The sequence below is a fragment of the Motiliproteus sp. SC1-56 genome (assembly GCF_017309075.1).
In the GTDB taxonomy this organism is placed as follows: Bacteria; Pseudomonadota; Gammaproteobacteria; order Pseudomonadales; family Balneatricaceae; genus Motiliproteus.
Genome location: NZ_JAEMGS010000003.1, coordinates 109,803 through 136,787 on the forward strand (window position 1 = coordinate 109,803; position 26,985 = coordinate 136,787).

Consider the following 26,985-nt stretch of genomic DNA (forward strand, 5'->3'; position numbering starts at 1 on the left):
CAACCGGTCCTAGTCGCTGCCCCGGTTGAGCTGCTTGCGCAGGGTCGGCGGCGTACCGCGGATGGTCAGGGTGTCGGTGGCGGGGTCATAGAGCACCTGTTCGCCCAGCAGCATATCGGAGAAGCTGACGCTCAGCCCCTTCATGGAGCCGGCGTAGCGGACAAACTTCTGCAGGCCCCGCTTGTCGGCGGGAATCTCTGCCTGCAGACCCGCCTCCTGCTCCCCGGCGTAGTTGAAAAACTTGTCCGGGTCCGTGGTGTCGATCAGCCGCGACAGATCCTTGAGCCGCACCCGGTCACCGGACTCCACCTGCTCCTGACAGTAATCGTAAGCGGCCTGCTTGATCTGGGAAGCTTCCCCGGGACCCAGGTCCTCCTCGCTGCAGTAATTGTCAAACACCTTCAACAGGGTCTGGGTCTGCACCCGGGAGTCGCTCTCCTCGGTACACCCGAGGCTCGCGCAGAAGGCCTCACCGCCCCCCTTGCCGCCCCGTCCACGCAGAAAGGAGACGTACTGCCCGTCGGCGCCCTTGCGCCACTCGTCAAGATTGATCTTGGCGCCGAGCTGCACTTTACCCACGTCCAGGTGACGGGAATCACTGAGTTCAAGCTGCTCATCGATCACCACCGTCGGCGTGGTGCTGAGCATCAGCACCAGCAACTGCTCGGTTTCCAGCACCCGCATCCGCGCCAGCATCAGGTAACCGCTGAGCTCCTCCTCCCGCTCCTCCAGCTGCGCCTTGAATCGCTCAAGCAACTTCTGGCTGAGCGCGACGAAGTCAAGCTGCTCCTCCAGGTGCGAGCGCAACCAGCCGGCGAAGGGAAAGGCCTGCTCGTCACTCTCGAAGCCGCCGTAGATCTTACCGGAGCGGTTGTTGTAGGTGGCGTTGAGCTTACTGATCAGGGCTTCGAGGTGCGGGCTCAGGGGAAGCTCGCTCTGCCGGGGCGAGAGCCGGGCCTCCTGCCCCGCGGGCTTTTCGATGTAATGCACGATTGCATGGGTGATCGCCATAGACGGGGTCCTTCGGAATGATCGGATAACACGGGCGGCCCATTATGGCAGAAAATCGCCGCGACGCTGAGCCTGAAAGTATGCTTGAAGACTTCGGGCGGACCGCTCACCCGCCCCGCTGATACAAGCCCCGCGTTCTCAAATAACTGGGCACCTGCGAGCGCATTACTGACCCCAATCAATGAAAGCAATTAGCCAAAGGTATGTAATGAAGTCATCAATTTATCGGGTCGGCGGCTGAGTCGCTGAGATCACAGCGCCGGGGAGTTTAGTCATGAGCAACGTGCTGATTATTTCCTTATGTTACGGCGCCTACCTGCTGGTGGTGGGACTGATCGCCTTGGGCGCTTGGTACAGCGAAAAACTGGACCCGGATAACGACCTGCCCCCCTCGATCTGGGACGAGATCCTCCCCCCGGACTGGGACCGGGAGGCAATAACGCGCAAACCTGTTGAAGTTCGGCCTGCATTTTTGAAAGAATCGACTCTAAGCTAAAGTTAACTCCAACATTCTCAACCAGACCCGGTGTTTGGGGGTTGGAACTTCACGCTTGGAGTTTAAGGACCGAACATGCCCGTAAAAGCGCTTGACCGCTTCCTGAACCTGGACGCGGCCGGTGGCATCCTGCTGGTCGCTGCCGCCGCCCTGGCCCTGATCTTTGCCAACAGCCCCCTTGCCGGGTATTACGACCGGCTGGTGGACCTCCCGGTGGAGGTCCGCATCGGCGGCCTGCAGATCGCCAAACCACTGCTGCTCTGGATCAACGACGGTTTGATGGCGGTGTTCTTCTTCCTCATCGGCCTGGAGCTCAAGCGGGAGGTGCTGGAAGGCGAGCTGCGCGACCTGAGCAAGGTGGCCCTGCCGGCCCTGGGAGCCCTCGGCGGCATGCTGGTTCCGGCCCTGGTGTACCTGGCCATCAACTGGGGCGATCCCGTCGCCCAGCGCGGCTGGGCGATCCCCGCCGCTACCGATATCGCCTTCGTGCTGGGCATCCTGGCGCTCCTGGGCTCCCGCGTGCCCCTGGCGCTGAAGGTATTCCTGGTCTCCCTGGCCATCTTTGATGACATCGGCGCCATTGTCATCATCGCCGCCTTCTACACCGACGACCTCTCCATGACCTCGCTGATCATCTCCCTGGCCTGCCTGCCGCTGCTGCTGATGATCAACCGCCAGGGCATCGTCAGCCTGACCCCCTACGTGTTCGTCGGGCTGGTGATGTGGGTGGCGCTGCTGAAATCGGGGGTTCACGCCACCCTGGCTGGCGCCACCCTGGCGGCCTTTATTCCCATCAAAGACCCCGATAATCCCCGGCGCTCGCCGCTCAAAGAGCTGGAGCATGACCTTCACGGCAGCGTCAATTTTGCCATCCTGCCGATCTTCGCCTTTGCCAATGCCGGCATCTCCCTGGGCGGCGCAAACCTGGATTACCTGCTGCACCCGGTGCCCCTGGGCATTGCGGCAGGCCTCTTTATCGGCAAACAGGTGGGGGTATTCAGTTTTTGCTGGATGGCCGTCAAGCTGGGGCTGGCGCGCCTGCCCCAGGGCGTGAACTGGCTCAATCTCTACGGCGCTTCGCTGCTGTGCGGGGTCGGCTTCACCATGAGCCTGTTTATCGGCTCACTGGCCTTTGAGCAGACCGGGGTCAACCGCCTGTTCGACGAACGCCTGGGCATCATCGCCGGCTCGCTGGTCTGCGGCATCTGCGGCTACCTGGTGTTGCGCTTTACCCTGAAAAAAAGGCCCGAAAACGACGGGCCTTAAGTCCCGCGGGCCGGCTCAGCCGATAGCAAAGCCGCCCACCCGGGTTTCCAAATACTCCTGAATCCCCTCGCGGCCCCCTTCGCGGCCCAGCCCGCTCTCCTTGACGCCGCCAAAGGGGGCGGCCGCGGCGGTGGGATCGATGTCGTTGATCCCCACCATGCCGAATTCGAGCCCCTCGAACATCCGCATCGCCCGACCCAGGTCCCGGGTGTAACAGTAAGCCGCCAGGCCGTAATCGGTGTCGTTGGCCATGGCCAGCACCTGCTCCTCATCGTCAAAGGCCAGGATCGGCGCCACCGGTCCGAACGTCTCCTCCCGGTAAATGCGCATGTCGGGATCGATACCGGCGAGCAGGGTCGGCGCGTAAAAGTGACCGCGCCCCAGATTCCCCTCATCCAGCACCTCGCCGCCCTGCTTCAGCTCCGCCCCCTTACCCAGGGCATCCTCGACCTGGGCCTGTACTTTCTCCACCGCGGCCCGGTTGATCAGAGGACCTAGATTAATCCCGTCCTCCAGCCCGTTACCCACCCGCAATTTGGCCATGCGCTGGCTCAGAGCCTCCATAAAGGGCTGCATCACCGCACGGTGGACGAAAATCCGGTTGGGGCTGATGCAGGTCTGGCCGCTATTGGCGAACTTGAGCAGCCCCAGCCCCTTGGCCGCCTGCACCGGGTCGGCGTCTTCAAATACAATAAAAGGCGCGTGCCCGCCCAGCTCCAGCGACAGCCGTTTCAGCTGGGGCGCACAGGCGCTGGCCAGGTGTTTGCCGACGGCAGTAGAGCCGGTGAAGCTCAGCTTGCGCACCCGCCTGTCGGTGCAGAACACCTCCCCCACCGGGCCCGGGTCCCGGGCCGTGACCAGGTTGACCACCCCCGGGGGAAAGCCGGCCTCATCGAAGATCTCGAACAACGCCCGGGCGCAGAGGGGCGTCGCCTCGGCGGGCTTGAGCACCGCGGTGCAGCCGGCCGCCAGCGCCGGCGCCAGCTTGCGGGTCACCATGGAGATGGGAAAATTCCAGGGCGTAATCGCGGCAGCCACCCCCACCGGGTGGCGGTTGACGATAAAGCGGTGGTTGGAACGGGCCGAGGGGATGGTCTCGCCGTAGACACGCTTGGCCTCTTCGGCGCACCAGCGCACCGCGTCAGCGGCGGCGGCCACCTCGCCCCGGGCGGCCTTGAGCGGTTTGCCCTGCTCGCGGGTCAAGAGCTCGGCCAGGGGCTGGCGCCGCTCCAGCATCAACTGGTAGACCCGCTCCAGCAGAGCCGAGCGCTGGTAAGCGGTGCTGCCCGCCCAGCCGGCAAAGGCTTCCTGGGCCGCCGTCACTGCCTGGCGCGCCTGCTCGGCGCCACCGTCCTGAACGGTGCCGACCACGCTGCCGTCGGCCGGGTTCAGGCTCTCAAAGGTGGCCCCGGTTTCGATCCACTGACCATTGATATACATGCTGGCTCCTTGTTGTTATCTCCAGGTTGTTATCTCTAGGTTGTTATCTCCAGGCTCCTGAAACAAACGCGGGGAGGCGGGTATCCCGACTCCCCGCTGGCGTGGGCCGCGGTGGCCTTGCTCGACGCTGTACAGTTAGAACAGCTCCTCCGGCAGGGCCATCACGCTCTCGCTGCCGGCCACCGCCGCGGCGGCATACCCCAGGTAGCGCGGCAGAATCTGATCGGTGTAGAAGCGGGCGGTGACAAGCTTGGCCTTCAGCAGTGGGTCAGCCTCCCCCGCCTGCAGACGGGCGGTGGCGGCCAGCGCCGCCTTCAGCATCAGCCAGCCGCCGACCACGGTGCCGGCCAGCATCATGTAGTTGAAGGCAAGGCTTCCCGGCAGGTTCACATCCTCGGCATGCTCCTCCAGCAAATAGCCCTGGACCTGCTCCAGTGACTCCAGAGCCCCCTTAAGGTCTTCGGCCATCTCCTGCAGCACCTCGTCGCCGGCCTCGGCGGCTGCCACCGTCTCCTGCATCTCGCCGAGCAGGCGTGTCATCTCCGCGCCCTGGTCAAAGAGGGTCTTGCGCCCTACCAGGTCCTGGGCCTGAATGCCGCTGGTGCCCTCGTAGATGGTCAGGATGCGGGCATCGCGCTGGTGCTGGGCGGCGCCGGTCTCCTCGATAAAGCCCATGCCGCCGTGGACCTGCACCCCGAGGGCCGTGGCCTCCTGAGAGATCTCGGTGCACCAGCCCTTGACGATGGGCGTCAAGAGCGCGGCGCGGGCGGCATGCTGGCTCCGCTCCGCGTCCGGCCCCTTGTGCTGGTAATCCAGGCTGGCGTGGGCCACGTAGGCCATGGCCCGGCCCGCCTCGGTCAGGGCACGCATGGTCATCAGCATACGCCGCACGTCAGGGTGGTTGATGATTGGCCCGGATTCGCGGGACCCAGGCGCCGGGCCCTGGACCCGCTCCCGGGCGTAATCCACCGCCAGCTGGTAGGCGCGATCGGAGATGGAGACCCCCTGCACCCCCACCGCCAGGCGGGCGGCATTCATCATGGTGAACATGCAGGCCAGGCCCTTGTTCTCCTCGCCGACCAGGTAGCCGATGGCGCCCTCGTTGTCACCGAAGCTCATCACGCAGGTGGGGCTGGCGTGGATACCCATCTTGTGCTCCAGGGAGACCGCGCGGCAGTCATTGCGCTCGCCCAGGCTGCCGTCCTCGTTGACCAGGAACTTGGGCACCAGGAACAGGGAGATCCCCTTGACCCCGGGAGGGGCGTCGGGAAGACGCGCCAGCACCAGGTGGATGATGTTCTCCGCCATGTCGTGCTCGCCCCAGGTGATAAAGATCTTGCTGCCGGTGATGCGGTAATGGTCCCCTTCACGCTCGGCGCGACAGCGCAGCGCCGCCAGGTCGGAGCCGGCCTGGGGTTCGGTCAGGTTCATGGTGCCGGTCCACTGGCCGCTGATCAACTGCGGCATAAAACGGGCCTTGAGCGCATCACTGGCGTTGGCTTCCAGCGCTTCGATCGCGCCCTGGGTCAGCAGCGGGCACAGGCCCCAGGACAGGTTAGCGGACTGCCACATCTCCTGCACCGCGGTGGCCAGCACCTTGGGCATCCCCTGGCCGCCGTGCTCGGGATCGAATTGCAAGGAGCCCCAGCCACCCTCGACGAACTGCTGGTAGGCCTCCTTGAACCCTTCAGGCGTCGGCACCTCGCCGGCTTCGTTAAGCTGCACCCCTTTCTGGTCCCCCAGGACATTCAGAGGGGAAAGCACGTTGCCGGCCAGCTTGGCGGCCTCTTCCAGGATGGCGGCGACCATATCCGGCGAAGCCTCCTCGTATCCGGGCAGGGCCGCCACCCGGTCCATGCCGGCCAGCTCGCTCAGCACGAAGTTCATATCATCGACGGGGGCTCTGTATTCGGCCATGAAAAATCCTCGCGGGTACGCTGTTACAAACAGAGATTAAATCGGGAAAATAGAACGGGGCCCCGAAGGGCCCGCGTATTAATCCAGTTCTTTGGCCTGGTTGCGCAGGACGAACTTCTGGATCTTGCCGGTGGAGGTCTTGGGCAAGTCGCTGATCACCACCGTCTTGGGGGCCTTGAAGTGGGCCATGTTGTCGCGGCAGAAAGCGATTACCTCCTCCTCGGTGATCTCGGCGCCCGGCACCGGGGTCACGAAGGCGCAGGGGGTTTCACCCCACTTCTCGTCGGGACGGGCCACCACCGCCGCCTCCTGGATCTTGGGATGGCGGTAGAGCACGTCCTCCACCTCGATGCTGGAGATATTCTCCCCGCCGGAGATGATTACGTCCTTGGAGCGGTCCTTGATCTCGATGTAGCCGTCGGCGTGCCAGACAGCCAGGTCGCCGGAGTGGAACCAGCCGCCGGCGAAGCTCTCCTCGGTGGTGGTGGGGTTCTTCAGGTAGCCCTTCATCACCAGGTTGCCCTGCATGAAGATCTCGCCGATGGTCTCGCCGTCTTTCGGAACCGGCTTCAGGGTGGAGGGGTCCGCCACCATCAGGCCGTCCAGCATCGGGGCGCGGACCCCCTGGCGGGCCTTGAGGCGGGCCTTGGCCTCAAGGGTGTTGTCGTCCCACTCCTCGTGCCAGGCGCAAACCACGGAGGGGCCGTAGGTCTCGGTGAGGCCGTAAACGTGGGTGACCTTGAAGCCCATCTCTTCCATGCCCTGGATCACGGAGGCGGGCGGCGCGGCGCCGGCGGTCATCACCTTCACCTCGTGGTTGATGCCGGCCTTCAATTCGGCGGGGGCGCCGTTCAGCATGTTAAGCACGATGGGTGCGCCGCAGAAGTGGTTGACCCCCTCGTTCTTGATCAGGTCGTAGATGGGCTCGGCGCGCACGTGGCGCAGGCAGACGCTGGTGCCGACGGCGGCGGCGATGGACCAGGGGAAACACCAGCCGTTGCAGTGGAACATGGGCAGGGTCCAGAGGTAGACCGGGTGCTCGCCCATGTTCCAGGACATGACGTTGCTGACCGCGTTCAGGTAAGCGCCGCGGTGGTGGTAAACGACCCCCTTGGGGTTGCCGGTGGTGCCGGAGGTGTAGTTGAGGGTGATCGCCTGCCACTCGTCACCCGGGCGCTGCCAGTCGAACTCGGCATCGCCCTCGGCAATGAAGGTTTCGAAGTCGAGGCTGCCGATCAGCTCGCCCTCAGTGAAGCTCGGATCGTCGATGTCGATTACCAGCGGCTTGTTGGGCACCATTTTCAGGGCCTTGCTCACCACGGAGGAGAACTCCTTCTCGGTGATCAGCACCTTGGTTTCGGCGTGCTGGAGAATAAAGGCAACCGCCTCGGCGTCCAAGCGGGTGTTGATGGAGTTGAGCACACAGCCGCTCATGGGCACGCCGAAGTGGGCCTCGAAGTGCTCGGGCAGGTTGGGAGCGATGATGGAGACGGTATCCCCCTGCCCCAGGCCGCGCTTGACGAGGGCGCTGGCCAGCTGGCGGCAGCGGCGATAGGTTTCGCTCCAGCTGCGGCGCACATCACCGTGCACCACCGCCGTCTTGTTGGGATAGACGAAGGCTGCACGTTCAAGAAAGGAGAGCGGACTGAGGGCCACGTAGTTGGCCGGGTTCTGGTCGAGAAACTGCTCGTAGGGATTGGTCTTGCTGTTTGACATGCGGGTATTCCCCTTCCTTGTTCGGTTTATTGTTACACTCGGTACGCGAAGCCCCGCATTTTGCGGGGCCTCCCCTGACCGTATTCGGCTCATAATAAGGGTTTTCCCTGATATAGCCAATAGACTAAAGTCGAGCACTCTCTTCCAGCACACCACGTCTTCCCGACTGTCTCAGGTAAAATGCGCCCATGTATCAGCACGACGACTACCAGCCCCTTGACCGCTACCGCCAGCTGGCGGAGAAATCGCCCGACCTGATTTCCCGCCACTCGCCCGAGGATTTCGTCTTTATCGACGTCAACCCGGCGGTGGAAAAAATACTGGGCTACACGGTGGAGGAGATCCTGGGGCGCCCCGCCTACGAGCTGTTTCATCCCGACGATGCCGATACCTGGATGAACCGCGCCAGCAGCGTCACCTACCGCGAAGGCGTGTACACCAACGTCTATCGTTTCAAATGCAAGAGCGGCAGCTATATCTGGCTGGAAACCACCAGCCGTACCATTCGTGACCCGGAAACCGGCCTGCTCGAAGAGATCATCTGCGTCTCCCGGGACGTCACCGAGCGGGTCCAGGCCGAACAAACCATGACCCGACTGGCACGGGTGGTGGAAGCCTCCTCGGACCTGGTGATGTTCTGCAACGGCAGCCACCAGATCGACTACCTCAACGAGGCGGCGATCCGCACCATGAACATCGACAAGAGCCGCTTCCCCACCCTGCACCTCGAGGAGCTGCTGCCCCGCGAGGCCTACCAGCAGATGGTGGAGACGGTGTTTCCCCAGGTGCTGGCCGACAGGAACTGGCGCGGCGAAATCCGCCTGCATCCGCGCTCCATGGAGGACCGCATCGCGGTGATCCAGCAGATTATCGCCCACCGGGGCGACAGCGGCGAGCTGCAGTACTTCTCGATCATCGGCCGCGATATCACCGATCAACACAAGGCCGAGGAGGAGGCCCGCCAGCACCAGCTGGAGATGGCCCACATCTCGCGCCTGATGTCCGTCGGCGAAATGGCCTCGGGGCTGGCCCACGAGATCAACCAGCCGCTGGCGGCGATCCTCAACTACAGCCGCGGTTGCCTGCGCCGGATCGAGGAGGGCAGCATGACCCGCCTGGACCAAGTGACCCAGGCGCTGGAACTGATCGCGCGCCAGGCGGTTCGGGCGGCCGACATCATCAAGCGGCTGCGCAGTTTCGTGAAGAAAACCGAATACCAGCGCATGGTGTTTCAGATCAACGCGGTGTGCGAGGAGATCGCCCAGTTCCTCGATCAGGAGGCCCGCGACCACGGCATCAGCTATCGCTTCATGCTGGACGAACAGAACCCGGTGCTGCACGCTGACAAGGTACAGATCGAGCAGGTCATTCTGAACCTGCTGCGTAACGCCATCGAGGCCCACGGCCAGTGCGAAAAAGAAGAGAAATTGATTACAATACAGACCGTCAGCCAGGGCGGTCAGCTGCAGGTTCGGGTCAGCGACAACGCCTCCGGCATCCCGGCCGAGCAGCTTGAAAACCTGTTTGAACCTTTCTTCACATCCAAGGAGAGCGGGCTGGGGATGGGGCTGTCCATCTCCCGAACCATTATCGAGGCTCACGGTGGACGCCTCTGGGCCGAGTCCGATGGCAGCAACGGAACCACCTTCACCATCAGGCTACCGCTGGATAAGTAGTTGTTATGAAAACAGATGTAGTGGCGGAAAAGACCGTTTTTATCGTTGACGACGACGATGCCTTTCGCGATTCCCTGGGGTGGCTGCTGGAGTCGGCCGAATACCGGATTCAACCGTTTGCCTCCGGCGAGGCGTTCCTCGAAACCTACCGGGGCGAGCCCGGTTGCCTGTTGCTGGATATCCGTATGCCGGGCATCAGCGGCCTGGCCCTGCAGCAGGAGCTGAACAAAACCGGCTTTCGCCTGCCCATCATCGTGATCACCGGCCACGGCGACATTCCCATGGCGGTGAGCGCGATCAAGAACGGCGCGGTGGATTTCATCGAGAAGCCCTTTGACGACCAGGTGCTGCTCGAGCATGTCTCCCGCGCCCTGACGATGGCCGAGGAGTGGCAGCAGCAGGCCGCCCGGCAACGGGAAGCCGAAGCGCTGTGGAACGGTCTCAGCCGCCGGGAGAAACAGGTCATGGAGCTGGTGGTGTCGGGGATGGCCAACAAGGTGATCGCCGAGACCCTGGATATCAGCCCGAAGACGGTGGAAGTCCACCGGGCGCGGGTGATGTCCAAGATGCGCGCCGACAGCCTGCCGGACCTGGTCAACCTCTGGCACCGGATCGATACCCAGAGCGCGGCCAGCTAAACCCGCGGCCTGCGCCGCTGGCGGTCTTCCTTCACTGAGGGTTCATCCAAAAGGCGCTCATCCACAGGGCGGGCTTGCCGCGCCCTGGTCGATCAGCTCCAGCAGCACGCCGTTCATTCGCCGCGGGTGAATGAAGGTAAAGACGCCGTCGCGAAACGGCCGCGGCCCGCCAATAAACGGATAGCCCTGGGCCCCCAGCCGCTCGCTGGCTTCCGCCACGGATTCAACCCCCAGACTGAGAACCATGATGCCCTCCCCCTGGCGGGCCAGAAAGCGCGCCACCTCGCTGTCGGGACCGGTGGGCACCATCAGTTCAAACGCGACCGCCCCCAGGTAGTAGCGGGCCACTTTTATCTGCTCTGCGCGCTCCTCGTAGACCTCGTCCGGCCCTTCCCGCCCCAGCACCGGTTCCCAGGTCGCCCGGGCCTGCGCCAGATCGTGCACCGCGATACTGATATGGTCCAGCCCGACGTTGGCCCTCATCAGACCCCCAGGTGTTGCCGATAGAGGTCCGGGTCCCGGCGCAGCGCTTCGGATTCCCCCTCCCAGACCACCCGCCCCTTGTTGAGGATGTAGTGGCGGTCACAGAGCCCCAGCAGGGCGCCCACGTCCTTATCGACGATGATGCTGGCGATGCCGGTGTCCCGAATCTCTCCGATCACCCGCCAGATCTCGCGCCGGAACAGGGGTGCCAGCCCCTCGGTGGCCTCGTCCAGGATCAGCAACTCCGGGTTGGTCATCAGGGCCCTGGCGATGGTGAGCATCTGCTGCTCGCCGCCCGACAGCTGGTTGCCCATATGGCCGATGCGCTCGGCCAGACGGGGAAAGTGCTCCAGGGTGCGTTCCAGCGGCCAGGCGTTGCGCCCGTCCACCCCGGGGCGGGCGGCCATGACCAGGTTTTCCCGCACGCTGAGGTTGGGAAAGATGCCCCGGTCCTCCGGCACGTAGGCGATTCCTTTCTGCACCACGCGGTAGGGTCGCCAGCCGGTAGTCTCCACCCCGGCCACCCAGGTCCGGCCCGAGCGGGGCGGGGTCAACCCCAGGATCGAGCGCAGGGTAGTGGTCTTGCCCATGCCGTTGCGCCCCATCAGGCTGACAGTCTCCCCCCGCCCCACCTCCAGGCTGACCCCCTGCAAGATGTGGCTGTCGCCGTAATAGGTATGCAGCTGCGAGGCCGCGAGCAGCGCCGGCTGCGCTTCAGGACGGGGCTGGGTTGCGGTTGCCATCATGCCGCCTCCTCACTATCGCCCAGGTAGGCTTCCTGCACCGCCTGGCTGTTACGTATCTGCTCCACCGGGCCGGTCTCAAGCTCAGCCCCCTCCACCATCACGGTCAGGCGGTCTGCCAGGGCGAACACCGCATCCATATCGTGCTCCACCAGGATCAGGGTGTGCTCGCGGGCCAGCTCGCGCAGCAGGGCGGTCATCTGAGCCGACTCCTCGCTGCCCATTCCCGCCAGGGGCTCATCCAGCAGCAGCAGCTCGGGCTCGGTGGCCAACATCATCCCCAGCTCGAGCTGTCGCTGCTCGCCATAGCTCATGGCTGCGGCCGGGGTGTTGCGCCGGGCGCTGAGCCCGCACAGCTCCAGGGCGCGGTCCGTGCGCCGGTGCACTTCGCGCAGGTGCCGGGCCGGGCGGAAAAAGCGCATGGAACTGGGGAGGCGCGACTGGGCCCCGACCCAGCAGTTCTGGAAGCAGGTGAACTGGGGAAAAATGTTGGTCTTCTGGAAACTGCGCCCGATGCCGATCCGCGACACCTTGTCGGGAGTCGCCGCCGTGATGTCGTACTCCTTGAAAAAGATCTTGCCGCTTGAGGGGATCAACTCGCCGGACAGCAGGTTGATCAGGGTAGTCTTGCCGGCGCCGTTGGGGCCGAGAATGCCATGCACCTTGCCCCGCTCGAAGCTCAGGCTGACCTCGTGGGTGGCCTGCAGGCCACCGAAGTGTTTGCACAGGTACTCGGTGCGCAGGATCGGATCTTTGATCTCAGGTTCACTCATTATCGGCTCTCCCGGGAGTGGCGGGCGCGAACAGCACGGTAGACGAAACAGGGGGCGAAGATGGAGCCGAGGCGTTATTCTCCCCGCTCGCCTCGCTAGCCCGACCGGCGAAAAGGCGGTCACAAAGACGCTGCAGCAGGCTGGCGATACCACCAGGCAGCAGCAACACCACGGCGATGATGATCGCCCCCATCAGCAGCTGCCAGTGCTCGGTCAGGTTGGGCAGGTAATCCTGCAGCAGCACGATGGCAAAGGTGCCCAGGATAGGGCCATAGAGGGTGCCCATACCGCCGAGGATGACGATCACCATCACCAGCCCCGACTCGTGCCAGCTCAGGTAGGCGGGCGTGATATAGCCGGTATGGATCGCCTCCAGAAAGCCCGCCAGGCCTGCCAGGGCGCCGGCGATCACAAAACTCACCAGCTTGTAGCGTCCGGTGGCATAGCCCAGGGCCCGGACCCGCTGCTCGTTGGCCTTGATGGCCACCAGCACGTGGCCGAACGGTGCCTTGAGCACCATCCGCAGCAGCAGGTAGACCACCAGCATCCAGCCCAGCACGAAATAGTAGAGGTTGTGGCCGCTCTGAAGATTCAGGGTGAAGCTTCCCAGGCTGACCTCGGGGGTGGCGAACAGGAAGATGCCGTCGTCGCCGCCGAACCGGGGGGACTCGAAGAAGAAGTAATAGAGCATCTGGGCGAAGGCCAGGGTCAGCATGATGAAGTAGATGCCGGAGGTGCGAATGCTGATCCAGCCGATCGCCAGCGCGGCCAGGGCGCTGGCCCCCAGCACCCACAGCAGCGCGCTCCAGAAGGGGATGGTCTCGGCATTCTGGAAAACGATCGCCAGGGTATAGCCGCCGACGCCGAAAAAGGCCGCGTGGCCGAAGCTGATCAGCCCCGTGTAACCGATCAGCAGGTCCAGGCTGAGGGCGAAAATGGCCAGGATCATGATCTTGGTCAGCAGCCCCACGTAAAACTCGCTGCCCCCCAGGGGAAACAGGGCCAGCGCCACCGCCCCCAGGAGCAGCAGCAATTGCAGTGGACGTGTCATTCTGTGCATGGGCTCACCCCCTGCCAAACAGCCCCTGAGGGCGCCAGAAAAGAACCAGGGCCATCAGCGCGTAAACCACCATACTGGCCACCTCCGGCAACAGCACCTTGCCGAAGGTGTCGGCGAGGCCGATCAGCATGGCGCCGATAAACGCCCCCTTGATGGAGCCGATGCCGCCGATCACCACCACCACGAAGGAGATGATCAGAATGCTGTCGCCGATGCCGGGGTAGACGGTATTGACCGGCGCGGCCAGCATGCCGGCCAGTGCCGCCAGCGCCGCTCCCAGGCTGAACACCAGGGCGAACAGCCGGTTAACGTTGATCCCCAGGGCTTCGACCATCTCCCGGTTGCTGGCCCCGGCGCGGATGGTCATGCCCAGGCGGGTCTTCTGAATCACCCAGTACATGCCCAGGGCGATGCCGATACAGCACAGGGAGATCAGCAGCCGGTAGACCGGATAGGCCTGGGTGTCGGTGAGAGGCACGGAGCCGCTGAACAGCGGCGGGATCGGCACGCTGTGCACGTCGCTGCCCCAGAACATGCGCTGCAGCTCGTTGAAGATCAGGATCAACGCGTAGGTGAGCAGCACCTGGTAAAGGTGGTCGCGCCGGTAGAGAAAGGAGATCGCCAGCCGCTCCACCGCGTACCCCATCACCAGGGCCACCGGCAGCGCCAGCAGAATGCCGCTCAGCAGGTGACCGGTGAGGCCGGTGAACCAGAACGCCAGATAGGCCCCGAACATGTAAAAAGAGCCATGGGCCAGGTTGATGATGCCCATGATGCCAAAGATCAGCGTCAGGCCGCTGGCGACCAGGAACAGCAGCAGACCGTACTGGATGCCGTTCAGCAGCTGAATCAGGTAAAAGGAGAGATCCATACAAGCTCCTGGCGGGCGGCCTCCGGCGGCCCGCACCACGGGATGAAAGGACCTGCGGCCACGGTGACCGCAGGTGACGAGCGAGCCCCGCGTCAGGCCAGGCTGCAGCCTTCCGCCGGATCCTCCAGACGCTCCTCCACCGTGCGCAGTACCCGGTTCTCGCCGTTGACCACCTCGCGCAGGTAGATGTTCTGCACCGGGTTGTGGGCGCGGGAGAAGGTAAAGGCGCCCCGCGGGCTGTCGATGGTGCTCGACTCCATGGCGGTAATCATCTCCGCCCGGGCGCCGGTATCCCCCTGCACCGCCGCCATCCCCTGCAGCAGCAGATCAGCGGCATCGTAGCCCTGCACCGCGTAGACATCGGCGGGACGACCATAGGCCTGTTGGAAGGCCTCCCGGAAACGGTGGTTGGCGGGCAAGTCGAGACTGTCTGCATAGTGCAGCGTGGTGCGCACCCCTTCCGCCGCCGCTCCCTGGGCCGCGGTCACCCCCTCGGTCAGAAAGCCCGCCCCGTAGAGGGGAATGTGCTTGTTGAGGCCGGCCGCCGCGTAATCCTTGACGAACTTCACCGCCCCGCCGCCGGCGTAAAAGGTGAACACGGCATCGGGCTGAAGCGCTGCCACCTCGGTCAGGTAGGCCTGGAAATCCACCTTCGGGAAAGGCGTCGGAATCTCCTTGACGATGGTGCCGCCGCCGGCCAGGAAGGACTGCTTGAAGGCCGCCGCCACCTGCTTGCCGAAGCCGTAGTTCCAGTACATCAGCACCACCCGCTTGTGGCCGTCCTCCAGCATCGCCTTGCCACCGGGGAAGCCCGGCTGGTAACTGGAGAAAGAGGTGCGGAAGATATTGGGCGCACAGAGTTCACCGGTCAGCTGGTTGGCGCCGGCGTTGGGAATCACCGTGATCAGACCATCCTGGCGGGCCATCTTGGCCATCGCCATCCCCACCACCGAGTGCACCGGCCCGACGAGAAAGTCCACCTGCTCCTTCTTGATCAGCTTCTTGGTCAGTTCTGGTGCCTTGGGCGGCTTGGCCTCGCTGTCGATGCTGACAAACTCCACCTCGCGGCCGCCCATTTTTCCACCCGACTGCTCAATGCGCAGGGCCAGGGCGTCCTTGATGTTATTGCCCAGCTTGGCGTAGGTGCCGGTGTAAGGCAGCAACAGCCCGACCTTTACCTTGGCCTGACCGCCGATGGCGAACACCGGGTGAAACAGGGTGCTGGCGGCGGCGACGCCGGCGGCGCCTTTGAGAAGGGTACGACGTTTGATTCCGGTCGGGGTTGCTTGGCTCATGGGGCTCTGCTCCTGACATGGTCTGTTTAATTGTTTTTGTTGTTACAGCACTGCAGCCGCCCCTTGCGCCCGGTCCAGGGGGCCGGGCGGTGGGGACGGGTCGAAAGCGTCGTTCAGGGAGAGGCGGGGCTCGCCTGCACCGCTCGCCGGGACTCCGCGGGCGGCAGCGGTATCTCTTCAGCGGCCGCCTCAAGGCTTCGCCGTTTGAGCTCGAAACGCTTGATCTTGCCGGTGGGGGTTTTCGGCAAGGTGTCGACGAAACTCACCCAGCGCGGGTATTTGTAGGGGGCAAGGCTCGATTTGACGTGATCCTTGATCGCCTGTTCGAGCTCGGGCGATGCCGGCCAGTTGCCGCTGAGCACCACGTAAGCCTTCGGCTTGACCAGGCCATCGCTGTCGGTGCAGGGCACCACGGCGCACTCGAGCACCGCCGGGTGGGCGATAATGCACCCCTCCACCTCGATGGGCGAGACCCAGATGCCGCTGATCTTCAGCATGTCGTCGCTGCGCCCGGCATAGTAGAAGTAGCCGTCTTCGTCGCGGTAGAACTTGTCACCGGTGTTGTGCCACTCCCCGAGCATGGTGGTCTTGGTCTTCTCGTGCTTGTTCCAGTAGCAGGCGGCGGCGCTGTCGCCCTTGACCAGCAGGGTCCCCACCTCGCCGCAGGGCAGGTCATTCATCTGCTCGTCGACGATGCGTGCGTCGTAGCCCGGTACCGTGCGGCCGGTGCTGCCCGGGCGGCACTCCCCGGGACGGTTGGTGATGAAGATGTGAGTCATCTCCGTGGAGCCGATGCCATCGACAATCTCCACCCCGAAGCGCTCACGCCAGCGACGGAAAATGTCGGCAGGCAGGGACTCTCCGGCGGAAACCCCGAGCCGCACCCCGTTGAGCTTCCCGGTCTTGTGCTCAAGCATCTGCGCATACAGGGTAGGCACGCCGAAAAAGAGGGTCGGGTTGTGGCGCTCGATCACCTCGTACACCGCATCCGGGGCGGGACGCCCCGGGTGGTAGACGGCGGTGGCGCCGACGCTGAAGGGAAAATAGAGCCCGTTGCCCAGGCCGTAGGCGAAGAACAGCTTGGCGGCGGAGAAGCAGATATCGTCTTCCTGGATGTTGAGAATCTGCTGACCGAAGGTTTCGGCAGCCACCACCATGTCATGCTGCAGGTGAACGGTGCCCTTGGGCTGGCCGGTGGTACCGGAGCTGTAGAGCCAGAAACAGGCGTCGTCCCGGGTGGTGGGGGCGGTTTCCAGGATATCGGGCTGGCAGGCCATGGCCTCGTCGAGGGCGATTTCCCCCGCTTCAGCAGCCCCATTGGCCACCACCACGTGCTCCAGGAAGGGTAAAGGGCCCTCGATGGCGTCGAACTCGGCTTTCAGCGCGGCATCGATCACCAGCACCCGGGCGCGGCTGTCGTTGAGAAAGTAGCGGTAGTCCTTGGCCCGCATCAGGGTATTCAGGCACACCGGGACGGCCCCTGTCTTGATGGCCCCGAAAAAGGCCTGGGGAAACACCTCGGTGTCCAGCAGCAACAATGCCACCCGCTCCTCCAGGCGCACATCCAGGCTTTTCAACAGGTTGCCGAACCGGTTGACTCCCGCCTGGATTTCGCCGTACGTGAGCTGCCGCCCTTCACAGATCACCGCCGTTTTCCCACCCCGCCCCTCTCGGACATTGCGGTCAACAAAATAGTCGGCGGCGTTGTAAAACCCCTGTTCGTCATTCCCCGGCTGCATTGCATCTCCTCCGGTCTGCGGCGAGAGAGGCAGGCTCTCTGCTCAATTATTGTTATTGGTAGCGCGCGAAGACTGGAGTACTACAACACAATTTTCGGGCCAAAAGTGAAATATTCTGCAGTCGAATCACTATGTGATTAATTATCAATAGAAAACATTCGGTCGAGGCGATTGCAATGTGCACCAAATAAGCGCATAAACGGGGAGAAAAACCGGGGTTGGTGTAAAGTTTGACGGGGCGCGTGTAAAAAAATGAGCCAGGCGCAGCCGTTTTGCCTCAGTCATAAGTTCCCTGTCAGCGCCAAGGGGAGCGCGACGCCCAGGACATGCAATATAGTGCTTGCGCCAGCCCGGTTTATTTTCAACCATGGACGGCGTGGGCAAGGTGTTACCGCCGCCCCTCCCTTTAAAAAAACGATCTGAGCAACGGAGCGCCATGAAACTGCTTCGCCCCCTTAAGCTGTGGACGCTGCTGTTCGTCCTGGTGGCACTGAGCATGAGCGCCCTCTATGGCATCCTGCTGGCCACGGACGCCGTGCGCCAGGAGGCCCGGGAGCAGTTCTTCACCCAGTACAATCAGCAGCAACTGCTGATGGCCAGGCAGGCCGCCCAGACCCTGGAGACCTTTTTTCTCACCCTCAACCGAAGCCTCGGCCTGGTCACCAGCCTGTTCGAGGACCACCCGGTGAACAGCGACCGCGCCCGATTGGTACGCGGCAGCCTGCAGAAGCTCAATGCAAGCCTTGCCGACTCCGCCATCATCGACCTTGTGGTGTTTGACCGCCAGGGCACCGTGGTGGCCATCGAGCCCGACGACCCCTACACCCTGGGGCGCAACTACGCCTGGCGTGGCTATTACCGCTGGGCCCGGGACAGCGGCCGGCCGGGGCAGATGTACACCTCCCCGTTCATGCGCCTGGCAGGCGGCCAGAACCGGGGTGACAAAGCCTTGATCGTGGCCCAGGGGATTTACAGCGCCGAGGGCACGTTCAAGGGGGTCGCCATGTTCACCGTCAACTTTGACGAGCTGGCCCGCAAGCACATCCTGCCGGTAAGGCTGGGCGAAGACGGCTACGCCTGGGTGGCGGACATTCACAGCAAGACCCTGCTGGTGGACCCCCACGGGGCCGTTGCCGGGCGCACCTTCGAGGCGGCCTTCCTGCCCGAATGGCCCAAGCTCTACTCGCTGCTGACCGCCACCGGACGCGGTGACAGCGGCACCGACTGGTACCGCTACGAAGATCCGGCCAACCCCGAGCGGACGGTGCGCAAGCTGCTGGGCTACCACACCGTGGAGATCGGCGATCACCTCTGGTTTGTCGGCGTCGCCACCCCGGAGCGGCAGGTCGAGGCCCAGCTCTCCGCGTTTTTGCGCCGCCAGGAGACCTTCTCCCTGACCCTGGTGATCAGCATCCTCGCCGGCACCACCGTCATCTGCGGCCTCCTGCTGGCCTGGAACCGGATGCTCTCGCAACGGGTACAGACCCGTACCGCCGACCTGGAGCAGGCCCGTGCCCAGCTTGAACGCACCTTTGACGAGCTGCTGGCGTCGAAGAAGATGGCCGCCGTCGGCCAGATGGCCCTGGGGCTGACCCACGAGATCCGCAACCCCCTGTCGGCCATCCGCATGAACATCAAGATGCTGCGCAAGCGCTTCGCCCCCCAGGGGCGACTGCAGGAACACTTCGCCATCATCGACCACGAAATTCTGCGCCTCAACCGCCTGCTCAGCGACGTGATGGGCTTTGCCCGCCCCGGTCCCCTGCACCTTGAAGCGCAGGACCTCAACGCCATCGTCAAAAGGGTGCGGCTGCTGCTGGCCGAGCGCTTCGAACAAGAAGGGATCATCCTGGAGGTGAACCTGCCCGATCCGCTCTCGGCGGTCTGCGACGGTGCCCAGATCGAGCAGGTGTTGCTGAACCTGATTCTCAACGCCCTGGACGCCATGAGCGAGACCCCGGGTGAAAAAGCCCTTCGCATTCACGGCTCGCAGGAGGCCGGTCTGGTGTCGATACAGGTCTGCGATTGCGGTTGCGGCGTTTCCCCCGAAGCGCGGGAGAAGATCTTTGACCCCTTCTACACCACAAAATCCGCCGGCGGCGGACTGGGGCTGAGCAACTCCCAGCGCATCATGCTGCACCACGGCGGCACCCTGGAGCTGGTCGAGAGCACCGCAAGCCAGGGCGCCTGTTTCAAATTCAGCCTTCCCGAGAACGGCCCCGGCGAGAACCGGGCCGCCGAGCCCCCCAAGAGGATAGCCCTATGAACGAGGCGCCCAAGGCCCGCGCACTGATCATCGACGACGACGCCTCCATCCGCCGCTCCCTGGAGCTGCACCTGATCGACGAGGGCTTTGAACCGCTCTGCGCCGCGGACGGCGAGGCAGGAGTCGCCTGCGCCCTAAACGACACGGTCAGTTTCGTCCTTCTGGATCTGCGCCTGCCCAAGCTGGACGGGTTCGAGGTGCTGAAAGCGATCAAGGCGGCCAAGCCGGCCCTGCCCGTGGTGGTGATCACCGCCTTTGATGACATGCAGACCGCCATCAAGGCGATTCGCCTGGGGGCCATCGACCACCTCGGCAAGCCCCTGGATCTGGACCAGCTGGACGAGGTGATCGCCAAGGTACGCAAGATCGCCACCCTCTCCACCCAGGCCTTTCAGTTTTGCGACACCCCCGAGTGCAGCTTCGAACCCAACACCCTGGTGGGCCGCAGCCGCGCCATGAAGCAGGTCTTCAAGACCGTGGGCGCGGTGGCCGACTCCCGGGACACGGTGCTGATCCAGGGAGCCAGCGGCACCGGCAAGGAGATGGTGGCCCGCGCCCTGCACTTTAACAGTCGCTACCAGGACCAACCCTTTATTCCCCTGGTCTGCTCGGCCCTGGCGCCCACGGTGCTGGAGAGTGAAATCTTCGGCCACGAAAAGGGGGCCTTTACCGGGGCCCACCAGAGCAAGCCGGGCAAATTCGAGCTGGCCGCCGGCGGCACCCTGTTCCTGGACGAGATCTCCGAAATCTCTCCGGAAATTCAGCTCAAGCTGCTGCGCTTTCTGCAGGAGAAGACCTTTGAACGGGTCGGCGGGCTGAAGACAATCCACACCGATGTGCGCGTGATCGCGGCCAGCAACAAGGACCTGGCGCAACTCGTGGCCGAGGGCCGTTTCCGGCAGGACCTGTTCTACCGGCTCAGCGTGGTCACCATCGAGCTCTCCCCCCTGTGCGAGCGCGCAGAGGACATTCCCCTGCTGGTCTCCTACTTCCTTGAGAAACTGCGCCGCGAGACTGGTCATGCCATCGCGGTGATTCCGGAGGAAGCGATGGAACGGATCGAAGCCTACCCATGGCCTGGCAACGTGCGTGAACTGGAAAACGCCCTGCGCCGCGCCGTGCTGCTCTCCCCGGGCGAGGTGCTGCTGCCCGAAACCCTTCAACTCGAGGGCGACCAGGATCTGCAACGCCTGCCCCTGCAGGTCAAGTCCCTGCCCGAGGTGGAGCGCGAGCACATTGAAAATATCCTGGCCTTTACCGGCTACGAAAAGAAGCGGGCGGCGGAGATCCTGAAGATGTCGCGCCCGACCCTGGACAAACGGATTCGCGAGTACGGCATCCGGCTGAAGGAAAAATGACCAACCCGGAGGCTGGGCCTCATTCCCCCCCTCCGCTAATTCAGCCTCGGCCAGCGAGTGATCAACAGGCGCTTCTGCTTGTGAGCCACAAAGCGCGCATGCTGACGACTATCGATTCAATAGCGACGAGGTGCTAATCCATCTGTCTATCGCTTTATAAACAAAGAGATAGGTTGCTTAAGAGTTGGTCTGATATATAAGAGGACTTGGCGTTAACTGAAAATTTTTTGCCACCAGTGTGATTCAGAAAATGTCCAATATCTGGATGTTTTCATTCATGCTACCGTGTCCGCAAACGACGCGTTTGAACGGGTTCAACCGACGGCGTCATCGGTCACGGTTAAGGAAGACAGCCTGATATGGGCTTTATTTTTTGTTGAAGTCCGCGATGGCTAGGGAGACTGTGTGAACCGTCGGTGCATCAGCACTCATTCGAAAGTTTTTTTTGATGACAATCCACTAGTTGACCAAGTAAACCGTAATCACAGAATCAAAATTGAGTTCGAAATTACAGAAACGCAAGTTACCCCTCCAGGTTTACCTACCCCGGCATTTTTTACGGTCCAAGATGGTATAGACCCAGATACTGCCGTTCCAGGAAGTAAACGCATTAAAGTAAACCGCGACAAATTATTTAAGGCTGTTCTAACCGCCGTCAACAGTCACGAATACACCTTGCGCGAAATAGTCTTATTTGAAGCAAATGTCATGGGTGGTGTCCACGCTGGTTCTCCGAAGAGTGACAAAGAAAAAGCTCTTAAGCAGATCAACGACACTATTTCGGTAGGTGGGTATGCCTCATCGTTACGCCAACTTAAAGCTGTAGGTAGAGTGATACTTAAAGGGCTTGAACCCTTGAAGCAGAGAATTATAGGTGCAATTGACGCATAACAAGGCAATCAACGACAGCCCTGCGGGCTCGGACCTCCAAAGCGCTACGCGTTTTTCCGGCCCGTTATTGAGGCGTTAAATGGCAGGTCCGACTATGCACCGCATCAGGGTTCTTGCTCTTTCTACCGTAGGCTTGGGTCTCATCTTCTGGTCGTTGCAGGAAGTCTTGTTTGGCAATTTTGAGCTCTATGCAGACGAGCCGCCGCGGGCACGGAACGCTCACGCATTGGTTACTTTGGGTCTGGGTATTGTCATGTGGTTATGCGGTAAATTCGATTGGAAGATGCACTCGACAACTACGGAAGAGAAGTAATACTTCAGGAGCCAATCAAAACATCATGCTTCTGGCGGGAGTTTGTGTGATGAATCCAAATGCCCCTTCAGACGCTGGAGCCGCGATAATTGAAGCAGTGGAAAGTCAGCTCAAGGAGAACAATCCACCGAAAGTAAGACAAACCCTAGACCGATTAATGGGCTTAGGCATGCCTCGCGACGACGCTGTTAAATACATCGCATCAGCCCTGTCCGTTGAAATATTCGGTGCCATTAGAAACTCGGAAGCCTTTGATTCTCAAAGGTACGACGGCAATTTGGAAAAACTGCCTGAGCAGCCTTGGGAGAACAGTTGAGTTACAAAGCATAACAAACAGGTACAGCCCGTCCTGCGGGCGAGTCACTCAGGCACGCACCGCAGCCGCTTTCCAGGCCCTTTCCGCGCCAAGCCCTGAGCAAGGCCGATTTCGCCGCCTGTATGATTTCCCGCCGGGCGGAAAATGCCCTTAAAGTGTGCAGGGAAACGGTCGATACCTGTAGGTGAAACCCACAGGCGTCGGAGTCACCGTGAACACAACCCATTTCGAAACCAGCACCGCCTACCTGGACGGCGTCCTGCTCACCCTGGCGGGAGACAAGGTGGTCACCCTTACCTACGGCGACGAACAGAACCGTTTCTACATCAACGAAGCCGGGGAAGTGAATCGTTGCGGGGAAGACGGTCCCCTGGCCGGTGGTGAGCGCGATTTCGAACTCTACCGTATGGCGTTTTTGGAAGCGCTGATCAGTGGCGGTTCGCTGATCGTGCGCCAGCTCGAGGCCGGGGAGCTGGCCCTGCCCGAAGCCCTGGGCGGCGGTAAGGTGCCGCTGGACTACCTCAGCGGCGCCGAGATCGGCCCCAAGGGGCTGCGCGGCCTGCGCGCCGATGAGCTCAAGAGCGCCTACCCGAACGGCGCCGAGGGGGCCACCGATTTCCGCGACTTTCTCAGCAAGGAGCAGGTGCGCGTGGCACTGATAAAACAAGTGGAGCAGCAAGCCTCCCAGGCCCAAACCGTCGGCGCCTGAGCAAGACCGGCAACCGGAACCTCTCCATCCTAATCTCAGGGATCGCAATCATCATTGCCCTTGAGACCTACTTCAAGCGGCCGCTCGAATACCCGAGCGGCCTGACCTTCCAGCCTGCCTCCGGATTCCGCAAAAGGCGATCGCGCGCTCACCAGCCAGTAAACCGGGTTTACCCGCTCACCCCGGCACATCCCTTGGCTTTTATCAGCCGCCCTCGTCGCTGTAGGCGGTCAGGGCGCCCTTGCGCCAGGGCTCAATAATCACCTTGATGTGGTCATTGGGTTTGAGCAGCGTGTCAAAGGCCCCGGAAACCCCGTCGATACCCACTTTGCCAGTACACATCGCCCTCCAGTTCACCTTGCCGTCGGCGATGTACTGCAGACACTCGGCGAACTCTTCGGGGGTGTAATAGTAGGAAAAACGGATATCCATCTCCTTGACCATTGGAATGGCGAAATTGACCTCAAAGGGTGTGGTGTGTACGCCGGTAATAATCAACTTGGCCCGCTTCGGCGCCCGCTCGATAAAGCCGTTGATCAGCTTGTAGACCCCCACGCACTCGTAGATCACCACGTTATTGTCGCCTGCCAGTTCGGCGGCCAGGGCGACCTCGTCCTCCTGAGTCGGATCCACCACCCGGGTGGCCCCGAACGCCTTGGCAATCGCATGCTTGCTGGCCTGGGGATCGGAGGCCAGGATGGTTTTCACACCGCGGATACTCAGCGCGGCCATTACGGCCAGCCCGATGGTTCCGCAGCCGGCGACCAGAGCGATGTCATCGACGCCGACAGCCGAGCGGTTGACCGAGTGCAGCCCCACCGCCAGCGGCTCGCAGGTCGCCGCGGCATGGGAGGAGACGTGCTCGGGTATGGGAATCAGCAGCGCTTCGTCGGCGATGAAATATTCGGAGTAGGCTCCGTACAGGCCGGGGGTAACGCCCACCCCGGCGCCCCCGGCGCTCTGCAGTACGGGCACCCCCGTTACCCGGGTTCCCGGCGGGAATTTTCCCTCGGTCTGCGGGCCGTAGCTGACCACTTCGGCCGCGAACTCGTGCCCCAGCATGATTCCCGGGGTGCCTTCAACGCCGGGGTCCATCAGACCGAGCTGTTTGTAAACCGAAAAGACGTCACTGGTATGACGGGTGAGGTGCAGATCGGAGCCACAGATACCACAGGCCAGACTCTTGACCAATACCTGGCCGGGGCCGGGCTGTGGAATGTCGATATCGTCAAGGTTGATCTTGCCGTCCTGCATCGTGATCGCATGCATTTTGCCCATAGTGATTGCCCCCCGTGGTGACGCTGGTGGTTAGGACGTACCCGACCCGACAGCCGGTCTCATCTGCGCCGTTTTCACGACTTAACAGGTTTGGAGTTAACGCATTCGAGAATGGTTCAGGCGGGCTGTGTTTCCGTATGCTTCACCTCTAGAGCATAGCTCGATTAAGACCCCGGCAGTCGGGCCGCCGGCCCCTTCCCGCCCTTGAAAGCCCTAACCTCCTGGCCACAAACAAAAAAGCCGACGCGAAGGCGCCGGCTTTTCGATTGCGGGATTGGAGGGCGGTTCAGTCGCGGTAGGTGTTCACCAGTCCGGCGTTTTTGTACCAGTAACCGTTCACCGCATCGGCGGGGATGGTTGGAATCTGGTTGCCGCTGCCGTCGATCGCCCCGCGGAACTGGGCGATCACCTCCGCCATCTGACCGTGCTGCGGGCTGAGGCGGACGATATCCACCCCCATCCGCTTCATCTCCTCAACCTCAGGCAGCAGGTTGTAGGCCTGCCCCGAGAGGGTCTGAATACCGTTGATGGTGAACATCGCCTGCGCCTCCTGGCTGGCCAGGGGCAGCCCCTCGGGGTACTCCAGGCAGACGAACTGGCAGTTGTCCTTGGGCAGGTTGCGGGCCCGGGCCGTGAAGCAGCGCGCCGAGTAAGCCAGGGGCAGGTAGCCATAGCTGAACACTTCGGTTTCCACCCCATCGCCAAAGCCCATGGCCTGGGCATCACTGAGGATGTCGGCCAGGGTCTCCCCGGACAGTTCCACCGGCATCACCCAGCGCTTGAGTCCGGCCCGGTGCAGGGTCTTGAGCGTGTGGGCGTTATAGATGTTGATCGCCGAGCCGGCGACGAAGGGCAGCCCTCGCTCCGAGAGCGCCTGCACAGCGCCCATGTCGTTGGCCTCCACCATCAGCTCGCCGTTGTCGCAGAGCCGGCGCAGGGTTTTAAGCTCCGATTCGGCCTCGATCAAGGCCAGGCTGGAGAGCACCACCTGCTTGCCCTTGGCGGCCAGCTCACGCCCCAGGTCGATCCACTCCTGGGTCTTGAGTTCACGGCGCTTGGAGCAGACGGATTCACCCAGGTAGATGATGTCCAGGGGCTGCTCGACCATGCTCTGGTAAAAATCCTGAACCTGTTGCCGCTCCCAGAAGAACAGGATGGAGCCGAGAGATAATTGCATCATTGATCCTCCAGTTACTGCCAGGGACGGGAATAGGCGCCCAGCGTGGTCTGAGTTCCCTCGGAAACGCTGTCTAGCGCCGCCATCCAGTCGTGCCGCGGGGCATAGCCCTGGGGGTTGGCCTTCATTGCATCGATGGCCTCGCGCCAGACGGACACCACCTGCTCCACGTAAGCCGGGCTGCGCTGGCGCCCCTCGATCTTCACCGCGCTCACCCCCACCTCCTGCAGTTGCGGCAGCAGCTCCAGGGTGTTGAGGCTGGTGGGCTCCTCCAGGGCGTGGAAGGTATTGCCCGCCACCTGGAAGCGGCCCTTGCACAGGGTCGGGTAACCGGCCTTTTCACCGGGTCCGTAGCGGTCGATCAGCACGTCGTTGAGGCGGGTCTCCATCCCGCCGTCGGCCTTCTCCTCCCAGCGCACGGCGTGTGCGGGGGAACAGGCGCCGCAGGTGTTGGGCGACTGGTCGGTGACGTAGGAGGAGAGGTAGCAGCGGCCCTCGGCCATGATGCAAAGGCTGCCGAAGGCAAACACCTCCAGCTCGATGGGGCTCTGGGCGGCGACCTGCCGCACCTGGGCCATGGAGAGCACCCGCGGCAGCACCGCCCGACGGATACCGAAGGTCTGGTGATAAAAGCGCAGACTCTCGTAATTGGTGGCCGAGCCCTGTACCGAGAGGTGCAGGTTGAGATCCGGGTGCTTCTCAGCGGCGTAACCGAGCACCCCCATGTCGGCGGCGATCAGGGCATTCACCCCCAAATCCGCGGCCAGGTCCACCGCCTTCTCCCAGCGCGCCCAGCCCTTGGGCTGCGGGTAGGTGTTAACGGCGACGAATACCTTGACCCCGCGCTCGCGCGCGTAGTCCAGTGCCCGGTGGGCCTTGCGATCGTTAAAATTGAGGCCTGCGAAATGACGGGCGTTGGTGTCATCCTTAAACCCGATGTACACCGCGTCGGCGCCGCTATCGACCGCCGCTTTGAGAGACGGGTAATTCCCCGCCGGACATACCAACTCCATGCTAAGTACCTGTGGCTTGGGTTGTTTTTCAATTCTTGCGCTGAATAGGAAGGGCGAAACTAGCAGCCAGCGCCGGCAGCGCCCATGATCCGTATCAAGAGAGGGGGCCCATTATACGCGAGCAGCGCGATAATTGGCGCAATACTGACCAAAAATCACCCTGTTCAGCTTCCTAGCGGTGGCGCAGGGGTGACTGGCTGCAGCAGGAAGAAGAGCTGTCCCGGCTATTGGCGAGGATGTTGGCGTCGAGGTAACGGTACCAGCCGAGGCGTAGCCGCTGGCGGCGATTATCGAGCAGCGGTGCCCGGGCGGCGTTGAGCTGCGCCAACAGGGCGTCCAATTGGAGCTTGCCGGCGTCGTACTCCAGGTAGAGGCGCTGCTCCCGCTGCTTGAGGTCGTTAAAACCGACCAGTTCCTGCAGCTGGGGCAGTACCGTAGCCGGACTCCAGCTTGTATTAGAGACGAGCCGCAAACGCCGGCGCACCAGGTAGGCCGCCCGAACCCCGGCCCGCAGCTCAACCATCTTGGTCCCGGGCTCTG

General features: G+C 62.7%; 24 protein-coding genes. 9 read left to right on the plus strand and 15 right to left on the minus strand.

The features are described from left to right. Window positions 1–9: 9 nt before the first annotated feature. Window positions 10–1,011, minus strand: coding sequence for a nucleoid-associated protein (locus tag JGZ97_RS04165; protein ID WP_207061352.1), 1,002 nt, complete (start codon window positions 1,009–1,011; stop codon window positions 10–12). Between the two features lie 274 nt (window positions 1,012–1,285). Here JGZ97_RS04165 and JGZ97_RS04170 point away from each other — a divergent pair, with 274 nt between their 5' ends. Further along, the gene (locus JGZ97_RS04170) at window positions 1,286–1,507 is read left to right on the plus strand and encodes a hypothetical protein (protein WP_207061353.1); all 222 of its coding nucleotides are present in this window, start codon (window positions 1,286–1,288) and stop codon (window positions 1,505–1,507) included. 75 nt (window positions 1,508–1,582) lie between these two features. Continuing rightward, entirely contained in the window at window positions 1,583–2,773 is a 1,191-nt protein-coding gene (gene nhaA, locus JGZ97_RS04175; RefSeq protein WP_207061354.1) for a Na+/H+ antiporter NhaA, read from the plus strand. A 15-nt stretch (window positions 2,774–2,788) separates the two neighbouring features. Here the strand turns inward: nhaA and JGZ97_RS04180 are convergent, their stop codons facing one another. From JGZ97_RS04180 to JGZ97_RS04190, 3 genes are all read right to left on the minus strand, one after another. Next, complete coding sequence (locus tag JGZ97_RS04180; RefSeq protein ID WP_207061355.1) at window positions 2,789–4,213, minus strand: NAD-dependent succinate-semialdehyde dehydrogenase; 1,425 nt, start codon at window positions 4,211–4,213, stop codon at window positions 2,789–2,791. Window positions 4,214–4,348: 135 nt separating this feature from the next. Further along, on the minus strand, window positions 4,349–6,130 hold the full coding sequence (locus JGZ97_RS04185; protein ID WP_207061356.1) for an acyl-CoA dehydrogenase: 1,782 nt from the start codon (window positions 6,128–6,130) through the stop codon (window positions 4,349–4,351). A 78-nt stretch (window positions 6,131–6,208) separates the two neighbouring features. Next, the gene (locus tag JGZ97_RS04190) at window positions 6,209–7,846 is read right to left on the minus strand and encodes an acyl-CoA synthetase (protein WP_207061357.1); all 1,638 of its coding nucleotides are present in this window, start codon (window positions 7,844–7,846) and stop codon (window positions 6,209–6,211) included. A gap of 188 nt (window positions 7,847–8,034) precedes the next feature. Between JGZ97_RS04190 and JGZ97_RS04195 the strand changes: the two genes are divergently transcribed. Together JGZ97_RS04195 and JGZ97_RS04200 are read left to right on the plus strand one after the other, a co-directional pair. After that, the gene (locus JGZ97_RS04195; protein WP_207061358.1) at window positions 8,035–9,522 is read left to right on the plus strand and encodes a PAS domain S-box protein; all 1,488 of its coding nucleotides are present in this window, start codon (window positions 8,035–8,037) and stop codon (window positions 9,520–9,522) included. Window positions 9,523–9,527: 5 nt separating this feature from the next. Then, window positions 9,528–10,160 (plus strand): response regulator transcription factor, encoded by a 633-nt coding sequence (locus JGZ97_RS04200; RefSeq protein WP_207061359.1) that lies wholly within the window; start codon window positions 9,528–9,530, stop codon window positions 10,158–10,160. Between the two features lie 57 nt (window positions 10,161–10,217). Here the strand turns inward: JGZ97_RS04200 and JGZ97_RS04205 are convergent, their stop codons facing one another. The 7 genes from JGZ97_RS04205 to JGZ97_RS04235 form a co-directional block, all read right to left on the minus strand. Further along, window positions 10,218–10,643, minus strand: coding sequence for a VOC family protein (locus tag JGZ97_RS04205; RefSeq protein WP_207061360.1), 426 nt, complete (start codon window positions 10,641–10,643; stop codon window positions 10,218–10,220). Then, the gene (locus JGZ97_RS04210) at window positions 10,643–11,389 is read right to left on the minus strand and encodes an ABC transporter ATP-binding protein (protein ID WP_370583996.1); all 747 of its coding nucleotides are present in this window, start codon (window positions 11,387–11,389) and stop codon (window positions 10,643–10,645) included. Before JGZ97_RS04210 ends, JGZ97_RS04205 begins: the two co-directional genes overlap by 1 nt. Further along, a complete protein-coding gene (locus tag JGZ97_RS04215) occupies window positions 11,386–12,159 on the minus strand; it encodes an ABC transporter ATP-binding protein (protein WP_207061361.1) in 774 nt (257 codons plus the stop codon). Before JGZ97_RS04215 ends, JGZ97_RS04210 begins: the two co-directional genes overlap by 4 nt. Then, entirely contained in the window at window positions 12,152–13,219 is a 1,068-nt protein-coding gene (locus tag JGZ97_RS04220) for a branched-chain amino acid ABC transporter permease (protein ID WP_207061362.1), read from the minus strand. Before JGZ97_RS04220 ends, JGZ97_RS04215 begins: the two co-directional genes overlap by 8 nt. 4 nt (window positions 13,220–13,223) lie before the next feature. After that, the gene (locus tag JGZ97_RS04225; protein ID WP_207061363.1) at window positions 13,224–14,090 is read right to left on the minus strand and encodes a branched-chain amino acid ABC transporter permease; all 867 of its coding nucleotides are present in this window, start codon (window positions 14,088–14,090) and stop codon (window positions 13,224–13,226) included. A gap of 92 nt (window positions 14,091–14,182) precedes the next feature. Continuing rightward, on the minus strand, window positions 14,183–15,385 hold the full coding sequence (locus JGZ97_RS04230) for an ABC transporter substrate-binding protein (RefSeq protein WP_207061364.1): 1,203 nt from the start codon (window positions 15,383–15,385) through the stop codon (window positions 14,183–14,185). Between the two features lie 113 nt (window positions 15,386–15,498). Further along, complete coding sequence (locus tag JGZ97_RS04235) at window positions 15,499–17,124, minus strand: benzoate-CoA ligase family protein (protein ID WP_207061365.1); 1,626 nt, start codon at window positions 17,122–17,124, stop codon at window positions 15,499–15,501. Window positions 17,125–17,560: 436 nt separating this feature from the next. Between JGZ97_RS04235 and JGZ97_RS04240 the strand changes: the two genes are divergently transcribed. From JGZ97_RS04240 to JGZ97_RS04260, 5 genes are all read left to right on the plus strand, one after another. Next, complete coding sequence (locus JGZ97_RS04240) at window positions 17,561–19,390, plus strand: cache domain-containing protein (protein ID WP_207061366.1); 1,830 nt, start codon at window positions 17,561–17,563, stop codon at window positions 19,388–19,390. Beyond that, window positions 19,387–20,748, plus strand: a complete 1,362-nt coding sequence (locus JGZ97_RS04245) for a sigma-54 dependent transcriptional regulator (protein ID WP_207061367.1) — start codon at window positions 19,387–19,389, stop codon at window positions 20,746–20,748. The genes JGZ97_RS04240 and JGZ97_RS04245 overlap by 4 nt, the downstream gene beginning before the upstream one ends. 405 nt (window positions 20,749–21,153) lie before the next feature. After that, complete coding sequence (locus JGZ97_RS04250) at window positions 21,154–21,639, plus strand: hypothetical protein (RefSeq protein ID WP_207061368.1); 486 nt, start codon at window positions 21,154–21,156, stop codon at window positions 21,637–21,639. Between the two features lie 362 nt (window positions 21,640–22,001). Beyond that, window positions 22,002–22,268, plus strand: coding sequence for a hypothetical protein (locus JGZ97_RS04255; protein ID WP_207061369.1), 267 nt, complete (start codon window positions 22,002–22,004; stop codon window positions 22,266–22,268). A gap of 211 nt (window positions 22,269–22,479) precedes the next feature. After that, window positions 22,480–22,977, plus strand: a complete 498-nt coding sequence (locus JGZ97_RS04260; RefSeq protein WP_207061370.1) for a hypothetical protein — start codon at window positions 22,480–22,482, stop codon at window positions 22,975–22,977. A gap of 204 nt (window positions 22,978–23,181) precedes the next feature. Here JGZ97_RS04260 and JGZ97_RS04265 read toward each other — a convergent pair whose 3' ends face one another. The 4 genes from JGZ97_RS04265 to JGZ97_RS04280 all read right to left on the minus strand — a co-directional run bounded on the left by JGZ97_RS04265 (window position 23,182) and on the right by JGZ97_RS04280 (window position 26,968). Beyond that, a complete protein-coding gene (locus JGZ97_RS04265; RefSeq protein WP_207061371.1) occupies window positions 23,182–24,255 on the minus strand; it encodes a zinc-binding dehydrogenase in 1,074 nt (357 codons plus the stop codon). Between the two features lie 286 nt (window positions 24,256–24,541). Further along, window positions 24,542–25,432 carry a U32 family peptidase gene (locus JGZ97_RS04270; RefSeq protein ID WP_242521533.1) on the minus strand — a complete coding sequence of 297 codons (891 nt, stop codon included), beginning with the start codon at window positions 25,430–25,432 and terminating at the stop codon, window positions 24,542–24,544. A gap of 14 nt (window positions 25,433–25,446) precedes the next feature. Beyond that, a complete protein-coding gene (locus tag JGZ97_RS04275) occupies window positions 25,447–26,445 on the minus strand; it encodes a peptidase U32 family protein (protein ID WP_207061373.1) in 999 nt (332 codons plus the stop codon). Window positions 26,446–26,617: 172 nt separating this feature from the next. Continuing rightward, window positions 26,618–26,968, minus strand: coding sequence for a hypothetical protein (locus JGZ97_RS04280; protein WP_207061374.1), 351 nt, complete (start codon window positions 26,966–26,968; stop codon window positions 26,618–26,620). Window positions 26,969–26,985 lie beyond the last annotated feature (17 nt).

What these genes read in the sequence shown, in the direction of transcription:
- JGZ97_RS04165 (WP_207061352.1), bottom strand. Translation starts at nt 1,011, where the DNA reads ATGGCGATCACCCATGCAATCGTGCATTACATCGAAAAGCCCGCGGGG.
- JGZ97_RS04170 (WP_207061353.1), top strand. Translation starts at nt 1,286, where the DNA reads ATGAGCAACGTGCTGATTATTTCCTTATGTTACGGCGCCTACCTGCTG.
- nhaA (WP_207061354.1), top strand. Translation starts at nt 1,583, where the DNA reads ATGCCCGTAAAAGCGCTTGACCGCTTCCTGAACCTGGACGCGGCCGGT.
- JGZ97_RS04180 (WP_207061355.1), bottom strand. Translation starts at nt 4,213, where the DNA reads ATGTATATCAATGGTCAGTGGATCGAAACCGGGGCCACCTTTGAGAGC.
- JGZ97_RS04185 (WP_207061356.1), bottom strand. Translation starts at nt 6,130, where the DNA reads ATGGCCGAATACAGAGCCCCCGTCGATGATATGAACTTCGTGCTGAGC.
- JGZ97_RS04190 (WP_207061357.1), bottom strand. Translation starts at nt 7,846, where the DNA reads ATGTCAAACAGCAAGACCAATCCCTACGAGCAGTTTCTCGACCAGAAC.
- JGZ97_RS04195 (WP_207061358.1), top strand. Translation starts at nt 8,035, where the DNA reads ATGTATCAGCACGACGACTACCAGCCCCTTGACCGCTACCGCCAGCTG.
- JGZ97_RS04200 (WP_207061359.1), top strand. Translation starts at nt 9,528, where the DNA reads ATGAAAACAGATGTAGTGGCGGAAAAGACCGTTTTTATCGTTGACGAC.
- JGZ97_RS04205 (WP_207061360.1), bottom strand. Translation starts at nt 10,643, where the DNA reads ATGAGGGCCAACGTCGGGCTGGACCATATCAGTATCGCGGTGCACGAT.
- JGZ97_RS04210 (WP_370583996.1), bottom strand. Translation starts at nt 11,389, where the DNA reads ATGATGGCAACCGCAACCCAGCCCCGTCCTGAAGCGCAGCCGGCGCTG.
- JGZ97_RS04215 (WP_207061361.1), bottom strand. Translation starts at nt 12,159, where the DNA reads ATGAGTGAACCTGAGATCAAAGATCCGATCCTGCGCACCGAGTACCTG.
- JGZ97_RS04220 (WP_207061362.1), bottom strand. Translation starts at nt 13,219, where the DNA reads ATGCACAGAATGACACGTCCACTGCAATTGCTGCTGCTCCTGGGGGCG.
- JGZ97_RS04225 (WP_207061363.1), bottom strand. Translation starts at nt 14,090, where the DNA reads ATGGATCTCTCCTTTTACCTGATTCAGCTGCTGAACGGCATCCAGTAC.
- JGZ97_RS04230 (WP_207061364.1), bottom strand. Translation starts at nt 15,385, where the DNA reads ATGAGCCAAGCAACCCCGACCGGAATCAAACGTCGTACCCTTCTCAAA.
- JGZ97_RS04235 (WP_207061365.1), bottom strand. Translation starts at nt 17,124, where the DNA reads ATGCAGCCGGGGAATGACGAACAGGGGTTTTACAACGCCGCCGACTAT.
- JGZ97_RS04240 (WP_207061366.1), top strand. Translation starts at nt 17,561, where the DNA reads ATGAAACTGCTTCGCCCCCTTAAGCTGTGGACGCTGCTGTTCGTCCTG.
- JGZ97_RS04245 (WP_207061367.1), top strand. Translation starts at nt 19,387, where the DNA reads ATGAACGAGGCGCCCAAGGCCCGCGCACTGATCATCGACGACGACGCC.
- JGZ97_RS04255 (WP_207061369.1), top strand. Translation starts at nt 22,002, where the DNA reads ATGAATCCAAATGCCCCTTCAGACGCTGGAGCCGCGATAATTGAAGCA.
- JGZ97_RS04265 (WP_207061371.1), bottom strand. Translation starts at nt 24,255, where the DNA reads ATGGGCAAAATGCATGCGATCACGATGCAGGACGGCAAGATCAACCTT.
- JGZ97_RS04270 (WP_242521533.1), bottom strand. Translation starts at nt 25,432, where the DNA reads ATGCAATTATCTCTCGGCTCCATCCTGTTCTTCTGGGAGCGGCAACAG.
- JGZ97_RS04275 (WP_207061373.1), bottom strand. Translation starts at nt 26,445, where the DNA reads ATGGAGTTGGTATGTCCGGCGGGGAATTACCCGTCTCTCAAAGCGGCG.
- JGZ97_RS04280 (WP_207061374.1), bottom strand. Translation starts at nt 26,968, where the DNA reads ATGGTTGAGCTGCGGGCCGGGGTTCGGGCGGCCTACCTGGTGCGCCGG.